Origin of the sequence: Nocardiopsis listeri (genome assembly GCF_020741345.1) — a bacterium.
Lineage (GTDB): Bacteria > Actinomycetota > Actinomycetes > Streptosporangiales > Streptosporangiaceae > Nocardiopsis > Nocardiopsis listeri_A.
The window spans coordinates 1-10,148 of sequence record NZ_DYZD01000419.1; the positions used below are offsets into that span (position 1 = coordinate 1).

Below are 10,148 nucleotides of genomic sequence, written 5' to 3' on the forward strand. Positions count from 1 at the left end.
GTGGCCGCCGGTTCCCTGGTGGCCCCCGGCAAGGTCGTCCCACCGAACACGCTGTGGGCGGGTGTCCCAGGCAAGGTCGTTCGCGAACTCAACGACGACGACCGCCTGGTGCTGGAGCACACGCCGACCGCGTACGCGGCCTACGCCGTGCAGCACCAGGACGTCACCTGGTACTGAAGGCGGGGTCGACGACCTCCCGTCTGGCCCCCCGGGGTGAGGGAGGCCGGACCTTCGCCCCCGCCTCCCTCGAAGGGAACGGACACTGTGTGACTAGCTCGGGTGGGCGGGCGGGTGGCCCACCCGAGTCATGCGCGATGAGCACTCTCGGACGTAGCCTGAAAAGTGCTCGCCCCCTGTCGGAGCGGACTGCGTCGCGCCCGCCCGACCCCCGAGGGTGTGGGCGTTTCCGTCCTGCCCAGCGACACAGTCGTCCTACGGAGGTGAGCACCCATGAACCACGGCATCGGGCTGCGCGACCGCCTTCACGACCATGTCGCCCTCGACGAGATCGAGCTGTACGCCGAGGTTCTGATCGCGGTCGCCGAAACCGACCAGAACCTGAGTCTCGACCAGATCGACCGTGCCCTGGGCATCGCGGAACACCCCGAGGACGACCACGAGGACACTCCGGTGCCGGGTGGATCGCCGCGCCCCGATCCCGAGCGGGAAGAATCCGATCCCCGCATCCCGGAGACGACGCGTCCGAAAGACGCGTCGCCACGCGGCCCCGGCATCGCTCCGGCGCCTCGCCCTCCCGAGCCACGCCCGGAGGAACCACCGGCGAACCTGAAACGGAACGCGACTCTCACCGGTACCGGCCACGCACCGATCCCGCTCGGACCGTCCACCCCTTGGGCCCCGCTCCAGGCCCTCGGGGACTTCCACACCCACCGCGCACCCCAGGGCCCCCTCCTGCGCAGGCTCGCCCCCTGGTACATCTGACCACCGGCGGCGCCCCTCCTCGCTCGACCGTCGGGTTCCCGATCGAAGCGGCCTGATCCGGCCACTGTCGGCCCGCTCCGATGGCCTCGCCACCGGGTAGTGACCCTTCTGACCCCTCGGTCACCCCGGTCACGACCGGCCGCCCTCGCAGGAGCACGGATGCGCGAACCCGAAAGACCAGCCCCCCAGACCCGGCGGCACCTCGACCCCCACGACGCCGACGACGAGCCGGACAACGCGCGCAAGGTCACCTTCACCATCGCCGCCGTGGTGACGGTCCTCTTCCTCCTGATCACGGCGGCGGGCGTCGGATGGTTCCTGTCGCGCGACGACTCCTCGACCGGCTCCGCCGGCGCACCCTCCGCGTCGGAGGACGCGGGCGAGGGCGAGGAGGGCGACGCGGACCGGGTGCCACCCGAGACCGGCGCCGACACCGTCTCCGACCCGAACTCGGGGTTGGCCTTCGAACTCCCCGGTGAGGGTTGGCAGCGGCTCGGTGACGACCAGGTGCCACCGGAGTACGACACCTACTCGGTCCATGGTCCGCCCGAGGACCCGAACGCGATCATCGTGACCGGCAGGGAGGAACTCGGCCCCCTCGAACCCCTCGCGCTCACCGCCGTGGACATGGCCACGGACATGGTCGGACAACTGGTCGCCCAGGAGGGCGACCTGTGGATCGAGTCGGAGGGCGCCACGGAGGTGGACGGCGTTCCCGCGTTCGGAGTGACCATGGGCAGCGGCTCGGGTGACGGAGGGGACGCCTACGGAAGGTTCCTGGTCATGGAGCTCGGCGGCGACCAGGGCGCGTTCATGCTCGGCCTGAACACCGGTGGAGGCGACGAGATCACCGACGACATCGACGCCGCCTTCGAGTCCCTGGTCACCCTCTGACGGAACCGACCCCTCCGGATGCTCCGCGACGCCCCGGTCCAGGGTGTCGCGGAGCGGGGAGTCCCACACGTCGGGTCAGAGCGGCAGGACCGCACGGAGCAGGAAACCACCGTCCCTGGTACGGGATCCGGAAACCGTCCCTCCGCTCGCGGAGACACGTTCGGCCAGCCCTGTCAGTCCGTTGCCACCGTTCTCGTCCCTCACCCGCTCCCGGGCGTGGTCGTTGTGCATCTCCAACACCAGGGTGTCGTTCTCACCGGCCTCCCCGCGGGCCAGGGTGAAGGTGATCTGGCATTCCTCGGCGTCACTGTGCCGCAGCACGTTGGTACCTCCCTCCCGCACCACCCACGCGGCCGTTTCCTCGACCCGCGACGGGAGTTCGATCGTCTCCAACCCGGTGACCGTGGTCCGGGTCCCTGCGGTCTCCAGGATCGAGGAGACCGAGGCGACCTCGTCGGCCAGGTCGGCCTCCCGGTGGCCGCTCACCGCGGAACGCACCTGGCCCAACGCCTTGCGGGCCAGGTCCTGCACCTCCGCCAGTTCCACGGCGGCGCGCTCCGGGGCACGATCCACCAGACGGCTCGCCAACTGGGCCTTGACCGCCAGTGCGGACAGGCTGTGCCCGAGCAGGTCGTGCATGTCCCGGGCGAAGCGGAGTCGTTCCTCGGTCACCGCGAGCCGGGCACGGGCACGTTGACCGAGGACCGCCTCACGGCTGGCGTCCCAGAGCCAGATGGTGAGCAGGGTCGTGCCGACCATCAGCAAGGCGGCCACGACCGCCCCGACCCAGACCAGGAGGTACAGGGGGAGGTCGGTGATGGGCACGGCATAGGTCGGCAGCAGCACCAGCGGGGAGAACAGCAGGGCCACACTGACGATGAGGGTGGTGCGTCCGTGCGTCAGGAGGGCGCCGACCGACCACCAGAGGGCGATCGTGAACAGGCTCGCCACCGGGGAGCCGAGCAGCACGGCCGTCGCCGCCAACAACCCGAGTGAGATCCGGTAGAGCCTCGGTGAGGGGGACCGGTCTCCGTCCAGACGCTCACGCAGCAACAGCATGAGCAGGACGATGTTGGGTACGCAGAGCGCCAACCCGAGCGCGGACCGCCACATCGGGCCCTGTCCCGACGCGCTGAAGACCAGGTCGAGGAGGGGGAACAGGGCCGTGAACAGGCAACTGCCCCCGAGCATGACGAAGTTGATCAGGCGGGTGATCCGGAAGCGACGGTCGACCCACCGTTCCCGTTCGTCGGCCGTCTCTTTCCGGGTGTCTTGGGAGGTCGGGGACGCCACGGTCAATCGCGCGGTGGTCGGCACGGTCTCCGATGGTCGCACCGGGCTTCGGGGCGCGCTCTGGAGCGAGGCCGTCGAGAGCGGGACGACCGTGCGCAGCCGGAAACCACCGTCGGCCGTACCTGTCGCCGTCAGGGTGCCGCCGACACGCTCGACGCGCTCGGCCAGCCCCGACAGGCCGCTGGCCGAGCCCGTGTCCTCGACCTCACCGACCTCGGCTCCGTCGTTGACCATCTGGATGATCAGGCTGCTCGGAACGTCGTCGGCCGCCTCCACCACGGAGAACTCGATCCGACAACGGCGGGCGTCACTGTGCCGCAAGACGTTGGTGCCGCCCTCGCGCACCACCCACGCGGCCAGACCGGCGGTCTCGGGTGGCAGGCCCAACCCGCGCAGGCCGGTGACCGTCGTGACGGTCCGATTCTGTTCCAGGACCGCCCGGACCGAACCCACCTCGGTCTCCAGGTCAAGGTCACGGTAGCCGCGGACCACGGATCGCACTCTCTGCAGTGTCCCCCGGGCCGCCTCGTGCACCCGGTCGATCCTTCGCCGTGCCTCCTCCGGGTCGGCGCGCAGGACCCGTCCCGCGTGGTCGGCGCTCACCGCGAGCGTGCTCAGCTCCGTGCCCAGAAGACCCCGTATGTCGTCGGCGAAACGGAGGCGCTCCTCGCTCACCGCCAGCCGGGCACGGGTCTGGGAACCCTCGACCGCCTCGCGGGTCGCGTCCCACATCCAGAAGGTGGCCACGCAACCGGACCAGATGACCAACGTGAAGAAGACCGCGAGAACGAAGTCCATCCCGAGTAGGAGGGACGCGTAGCCGTTCGGGTCGAGCAGAACCCGGATCCAGGACAGGGCCACCAGCACCGGGCTGATCCAGAGGGACCGTCGCCACGGGGCCATGAAGACCAGGAGGCACCAGGCGCCCGCGCAGGCGCAGAAGATGTAGAAGGGGACCCGGAGGAAGACGCACATCAGGGCGACCACGACCAGGGTCCCCCAGTACAGACGGGGATCGGCGACGGCGCGACCGTTCACCCGTTCCCACGTCATCCGCCATCCGAAGGCGGTGCCGATCACCCCCAGCCCCAGGGCGACCAGGGTCGGCCACCACCGCTCTTCCCCCATGTCCCAGTACTCGATGCGCTTCCCGGTGGGATCGAGGTGGAAGAGCAGCTCGTAGACGGGCCAGACCAGGAAGAGCAGTCCCAGGGCGGACATGAAGATCAGCACGACCCAGCGGAGGCGGCGCTGCCTACGGGTGTAGCGACCGCCGTCCGACGTTTGGAGGACGTCGGTCGAATCCGTGTCCTCTTCGACCTCTGGTGCCACCCGCCCCGCCTTCCCCACCGGCATCCGTCCACTTCACGTTAGAACGCGCCGGGCCCTTCCCGGCGGTCGTCCACGGGCCCGATTCCCCCCGGACACACCGAGGCGTCGGCGGAGGCGCCCGAGAATGGTGCGCCGGGAAGGCCCCCGTCCTGGGCCCTCCCGGCACGTTCGTCCCATCCGTCACCCTCAGGGACGGCGGGGGTCCCAGAGGAAGTAGCGGTGGACCAGCAGCGCCAGGACCACGATCCAGGCGAGCATGATGCCGATGTTGGGCAGCGCGCCGGCCCACAGGCCGATGAGGCCCACCGGTTCGGCGCCCTCAAGACCACCGAAGACGTCGTAGCCGAAGTAGGCGGCCTGGGCCATCTCCACGGTCGGGGCGACCGGCAGCAGCATCGCCACCTGGCGCAGGCCGCCGGGCAGGACCTCCAGGGGGATGAAGCTGCCGCCGAGGAACAGCAGGGCCATCATCGGCACCATCGAGAGCATCTGCGCGGACTCGGCGTTGCTCACGAAACGGGTGATCAGCAGACCCAGCAGGGTCATCGCGAGGCATCCCAGCACCACGGAGAACACCAACATCACCGGGTCGGAGGGCAGGGGGCCGCCGATGGCGACGGACCCGCCGATGATGAGCGCCGCGATCAACAGGGTGAACAGCAGGACCACGAGGAACACGCCGCCGAAGATCGCCACCGCAGGGACCCCGCTCACTCGGAGCCGTTTGAGGACCAGGGCCTCACGTCGGGCGGTGAAGACGTTGGAGGGGTGCCCCAGGCCGATGAACAGGGCGATGGCGCCGATGGTGCCGACCAGTGCCGCCTCCGTGGTGGTGTACTCCCCCAGGATCGGGACGCTCTCCTGGTTGAGGACCGGAAGCAGCAGGATCACCGGCATGATCAGGTACATCAACGCGGTCTTGTACCGGACGAAGAGCGTGAACTCGGTGCGGCCCAGGCGCAGGGTCTGCCGCAGCACGCCCGGCCCCTTCTCGCGGCGTTCGGTGCCCTCGGGGGCTGTGGTGGTCATGATGGGAGCTCCAGAAGTCTGTGGGATGGGTGGTCCGAAGGTCCGGCCGCTACTCGCCGACCAGGTCCGCCGCGCCGTCCACGACCTGGAGGAAGACGTCCTCCAGGGAGGCGCCGCGCACCTGCAGGTGTTGCAGGGTGTCGCCGCGCTCGCCCACCCACGCCATGAGGGCGGCGACGGTGTGGTGGGCGCGGTCGGCGACGTCACCCCCGCGGATCGTGTAGGTCGCCCACAGACGCTGTTCGCGGGTCTGCACCTCGACCTCGGCGCCCTCCAGTTCGGGCAGGTCGGCGGTGCGCACGTCGCTCGGCAACAGGAAGCTCACCCGGTCGCCCCATCCGGCGAGGACCTCGCCGAGCGTGCCCTCCACCCGAATCTCACCGCGGTGCATGATGGCGAGCCGGTCGGCGAGCTTCTCGGCCTCTTCCAGGTAGTGCGTGGTGAGCAGGATCGCGACCCCGTCCCGCTTGAGGTCGCCGATGATCCGCCAGGTCTCGTGCCGCGCCTCGGGGTCCATCCCGGTGCTGGGTTCGTCGAGGTAGAGCACCTCGGGCCGGGTGAGCAGGGCCAGGCCGAGGTCGAGACGGCGCTTTTGACCACCGGAGAGCTGACGGACCCGCAGCCCGCGCTTGTCGGTGAGGCCGATCAGCGTGAGCACCTCGTCGGTTCCGCGCGGGTCGGCGGCGAGATCGGCGGCGAGGGCGAGGGTCTCGTCGACGCTGAGGTCCTCCATCAGGCCGCTGCCCTGGAGCACCGCGTTGGTGCGCTCGCGTACCCCGACGGGTTGGCCGTAGGGGTCCTGCCCGAAGACCCGGGCGGTGCCGGAGCTGGGGCGGCGGAAACCTTCGAGGGTCTCGATGGTGGTGGTCTTGCCGGCGCCGTTGGTGCCCAGGAGCGCGAAGAGCTCACCGGGCCGGATCTCGAAGGAAACACCCTTGACCGCTTCGAAATCGCCGTACTTCTGCCTCAGGTCTCGGACGACCACCGTCGGCTCCGCGGAGGATCTGGGGGCGCTGGTCTCGGTGGTGTTCGCTGTCGCCGTCATGTCCCACAGCCTTTCGCACGAGGCCGGCCGGCGACAGACTCGGCTGTCACAGGACCATGATGGCGATCACCCGGCTCCGGCACTGACAAATGTCATCCGGGCCGGGCCCGTGGTGGTGCGCCGCGCCCGCACGTGCCCCTTCGTCACCTCACGTGCGAGCGCGGCCGCGGCCGCGGTGCGGTCCACGCCCGTCCCCTCACACTCACGTCGGGCGGGGCCGTACCTGCGGTTACCAACGTTCTACACGAACCACCCTCGGCCTGTCGGCGGAATTCGCCATTCTCCGTTGAATCGATCCCACGCGACAACGAATGGGAAATTTCTTCTCAGGAAAAAACATCCTATGGGGTCTACCGAACTCGCGAAGAAACGCAAAAGGGCGGGACACCCGTGGGCGCCCCGCCCTTTCGTGCGCGGATTCTCAGCGAGATCGGACGCTAGGCGTCGGCGGTCTCCTTCTTCTCCCCGCCGGCCGCGGGGTCGTCACCCTTGACCGAACGGAGCAGCAGCTGGGAGACGTCCACGACCTCCAGCGTCTCCTTGGCCTCGCCGGCGGACTTCTTCTCGTTGATGGCGTCGCCGAGCATCACCTGGCAGAACGGGCACGCGGTGGAGACGGTGTCGGGATTGGTGGTCAGCGCCTCGTCCACCCGCTCGGTGTTGATGCGCTTACCGATCCGCTCCTCCATCCACATGCGGGCGCCACCGGCGCCACAGCAAAAGCCCCGCTCCTTGTGACGGTGCATTTCCTGCGTCTTGACGCCGGGTACCTGGGCCATGATGTCGCGCGGCGGCGTGTACACCTTGTTGTGGCGACCCAGGAAGCACGGGTCGTGGTAGGTGATGTTCTCGTCGATGGAGCTCACCGGGGTCAGACGACCCTCGTCCACGAGCTGGGCCAGCAACTGGCTGTGGTGGATGACCTCGTAGGTGCCCCCGAGCTGCGGGTACTCCTTGGCCAGGGTGTTGAAGCAGTGCGGGCAGCTGGCCACGATCTTCGTGACGCCGGCGTCGTTGAGCGTCTCGACGTTCTGCTGGGCCAGCATCTGGAAGACGTACTCCATGCCCAGACGCCGTGCCGGGTCACCGGTGCAGGCCTCCATGCCGCCCAGGACGGCGAACTTGACGTCCGCGATGTCCAGCAGCTCGGCGATGGCCTTGGTGGTCTTCTTGGCGCGGTCCTCCAGGGCACCGGCGCAACCGACCCAGAACAGGTACTCGGTGCCCTCGGGCAGCTTGTCCTCGACGACCTGGACCTCGACCGGGTTCTCCTGGGCGGCCAGCTCCTCGATCCAGTCCATGCGCCGGTCCTCGGCCATGCCCCAAGGGTTGGCCTTGTTCTCAAGGTTCTTGAGGAGGGTGTTGGCCTCGGACGGGAAGTTGGACTCGACCATGACCTGGTAGCGACGCATGTCCAGGATGTGGTCGATGTGCTCGATGTCGACGGGGCACTGCTCGACGCAGGCACCACAGTTGGTGCAGGCCCAGAGCTCGTCGGGATGGATGACGCCACCCTCCTCCTCGGTGCCGACCAGCGGCTTGTTGAGGAGTGCGAGGACGTCGACGCCCGCGTGGCTGTTGTCCGGGGCCTCGGCGAGGGTCTCCTCGGTGATGCCCTGGAGCAGGTACGGGGCCTTCTCGTAGGTGTGCGCCTGCAGGTCGAGGATGACCTTCTTGGGCGACAGCGGCTTGCCCGTGTTCCAGGCGGGGCACTGGGACTGGCAGCGACCGCACTCGGTGCAGCTGGTGAAGTCCAGCAGGCCCTTCCAGGTGAAGTCCTCCAGCTTGCCCGCGCCGAACGGGTCCTCGTCCGGGTCGGCCTCCTCGAAGTCGAGGGGCTTGGTACCGGACTTGTCCATCATCTGCTTGGCGGCGCCCAAGGACGGGCTGCCGTCGGCGTTGCGCTTGAAGAAGATGTTGACCGGAGCGATGAAGCGGTGCCAGCCGATGCCCATGGTGAGGTTGAAGTACAGCACCACGAAGAACGCGTAGCTGATGATCAGCTTGAACGCGGCGATCAGCGCGATCGCGGGCGCGGCGATCTCGGTGTCGCCGGGCAGGATCGAACCGATCGCGTGCGAGATCGGGGTGGCCCACACGGGGAAGGCGAACTCACCGATGGCGACCTTGAAGCCGCGGATCGCGAAGATCGCCAACAGCAGACCGAGGATGTACGCCTCGACGTAGTAGGCGGTCCACGTCTTGGAGTTGAAGAACCGGGAGTCACGGCCCTTGCGGTGGGGGCCGTTCAGCAGCCGGTAGGCGATCAGACCGATGATGCCGATGAGGCTGGCACCGGCGATGAACTCGATCGCCAGACCGTAGATGGCCCAGTCGTGGATGATCGGCAGCTTGAAGTGCGGGTTGAAGACTTCACCCTGTGCCTCGATGACCGTGAGGACCAGCAGGGGGAAGGACACCATCACGAACCAGTGGGCCACACCGATCCAGGGACGCTTGAGCATCCGGGTGTGTCCGACGATCTCGATGAGCGTCATGGTGAGCCGTTGTCCAAACGGCCCCTTGCGCTCGGGCTCCACCGTTCTGCCGACGCCCACTGTTCGCACGATCTTGTACAGACCGAACCCGAACAGGGCCATCGCGACCACGGCGAAGACCGAGGTGATGATGCCCAGTGTCAAGTACAGCGGGTGCATCGTCCGTGGCCTCCCATCCTGCGTTCGTCATCCGGTGCGCCACACACCGGTGGTCCCAACTTATGTTACTAGCGAGTAATAGCACGGCCGCCACCGCCCCGGGCCACCACGGCCCAAGACCTGCTTCCATGCCCTCGCCGATGCGTTCTCCCATGGCGCGCCGTGCGATCGCGGAATCGCCCGCCCGCCCGCGGGCCCACCGTAGACGGCCCCGGCCACAACGGAATCACGCGGGCCTCTCCCGACCCCTTCGGACACACCACGCCCCCTATGTAAGCGGACGGCCGGACCGATCGGGCACACCCGGGCATCGGTGGGTCCACCGGTCACGCCCCGACCATCGGACCCTCGCCCCGCACCCGGGCCCCTGAGGCGTCCCCTACTCCCCCGGATTCTCGGATCGAGGATCTCCCCGAGTAGCCCCGGAGTTCGGCCGCCGACCCGCCGAAAAATCCCCAGGTCGGGAACATAGCCGCCCGTCCACCCGTTGTCAGGTCGTAGGAAGCAAGTTGAGCTCCTTTGACTCAACTGACTTGACAGCCCCGACCAGACGAAGCAAACTTACGCCTGAACGACTCAACTTTGACGGAGGAAGCAACCATGGCACGTGCGGTCGGAATCGACCTCGGTACGACGAACTCGTGTGTCGCGGTCCTGGAGGGTGGCGAACCGACGGTCATCACCAACGCCGAGGGCTCCCGCACCACCCCTTCGGTCGTGGCGTTCGCCAAGAACGGTGAGGTACTCGTCGGTGAGGTGGCCAAGCGTCAGGCCGTCACCAACGTCGACCGGACGATCCGCTCGGTGAAGCGTCACATCGGCACCGACTGGTCGGTGCAGATCGACGACAAGACGTTCAACCCGCAGCAGATCAGCGCCTTCATCCTGCAAAAGCTCAAGCGCGACGCCGAGGCGTACCTGGGCGAGGACGTGACCGACGCGGTCATCACCGTCCC

General features: G+C 68.4%; 7 protein-coding genes and 1 pseudogene. 4 read left to right on the forward strand and 4 right to left on the reverse strand.

Features of this window, described 5'->3' with window-relative positions; genetic code table 11:
• The 3 genes and pseudogenes from K8V84_RS22590 to K8V84_RS22600 form a co-directional block, all read left to right on the forward strand.
• Positions 1 to 177: pseudogene (locus tag K8V84_RS22590) on the forward strand (gamma carbonic anhydrase family protein); the annotation flags it as partial.
• A gap of 273 nt (positions 178 to 450) precedes the next feature.
• A complete protein-coding gene (locus tag K8V84_RS22595; RefSeq protein ID WP_304078466.1) occupies positions 451 to 942 on the forward strand; it encodes a hypothetical protein in 492 nt (163 codons plus the stop codon).
• 159 nt (positions 943 to 1,101) lie between these two features.
• Positions 1,102 to 1,836, forward strand: coding sequence for a hypothetical protein (locus K8V84_RS22600; protein WP_304078469.1), 735 nt, complete (start codon positions 1,102 to 1,104; stop codon positions 1,834 to 1,836).
• A 75-nt stretch (positions 1,837 to 1,911) separates the two neighbouring features.
• On the opposite strand, the gene K8V84_RS22605 is transcribed toward K8V84_RS22600, so the two are convergent.
• The 4 genes from K8V84_RS22605 to K8V84_RS22620 form a co-directional block, all read right to left on the reverse strand.
• Positions 1,912 to 4,461, reverse strand: coding sequence for a sensor histidine kinase (locus K8V84_RS22605; RefSeq protein ID WP_304078472.1), 2,550 nt, complete (start codon positions 4,459 to 4,461; stop codon positions 1,912 to 1,914).
• A 186-nt stretch (positions 4,462 to 4,647) separates the two neighbouring features.
• Positions 4,648 to 5,490 carry an ABC transporter permease gene (locus tag K8V84_RS22610; RefSeq protein WP_304078474.1) on the reverse strand — a complete coding sequence of 281 codons (843 nt, stop codon included), beginning with the start codon at positions 5,488 to 5,490 and terminating at the stop codon, positions 4,648 to 4,650.
• A gap of 49 nt (positions 5,491 to 5,539) precedes the next feature.
• The gene (locus K8V84_RS22615; RefSeq protein ID WP_304078476.1) at positions 5,540 to 6,535 is read right to left on the reverse strand and encodes an ABC transporter ATP-binding protein; all 996 of its coding nucleotides are present in this window, start codon (positions 6,533 to 6,535) and stop codon (positions 5,540 to 5,542) included.
• A gap of 437 nt (positions 6,536 to 6,972) precedes the next feature.
• Positions 6,973 to 9,192 carry a (Fe-S)-binding protein gene (locus K8V84_RS22620; RefSeq protein WP_304078478.1) on the reverse strand — a complete coding sequence of 740 codons (2,220 nt, stop codon included), beginning with the start codon at positions 9,190 to 9,192 and terminating at the stop codon, positions 6,973 to 6,975.
• A 600-nt stretch (positions 9,193 to 9,792) separates the two neighbouring features.
• On the opposite strand from K8V84_RS22620, the gene K8V84_RS22625 reads away from it, so the two are divergent.
• The coding region (locus K8V84_RS22625) for an Hsp70 family protein (RefSeq protein WP_304078481.1) at positions 9,793 to 10,148 on the forward strand (356 nt) is incomplete at its 3' end.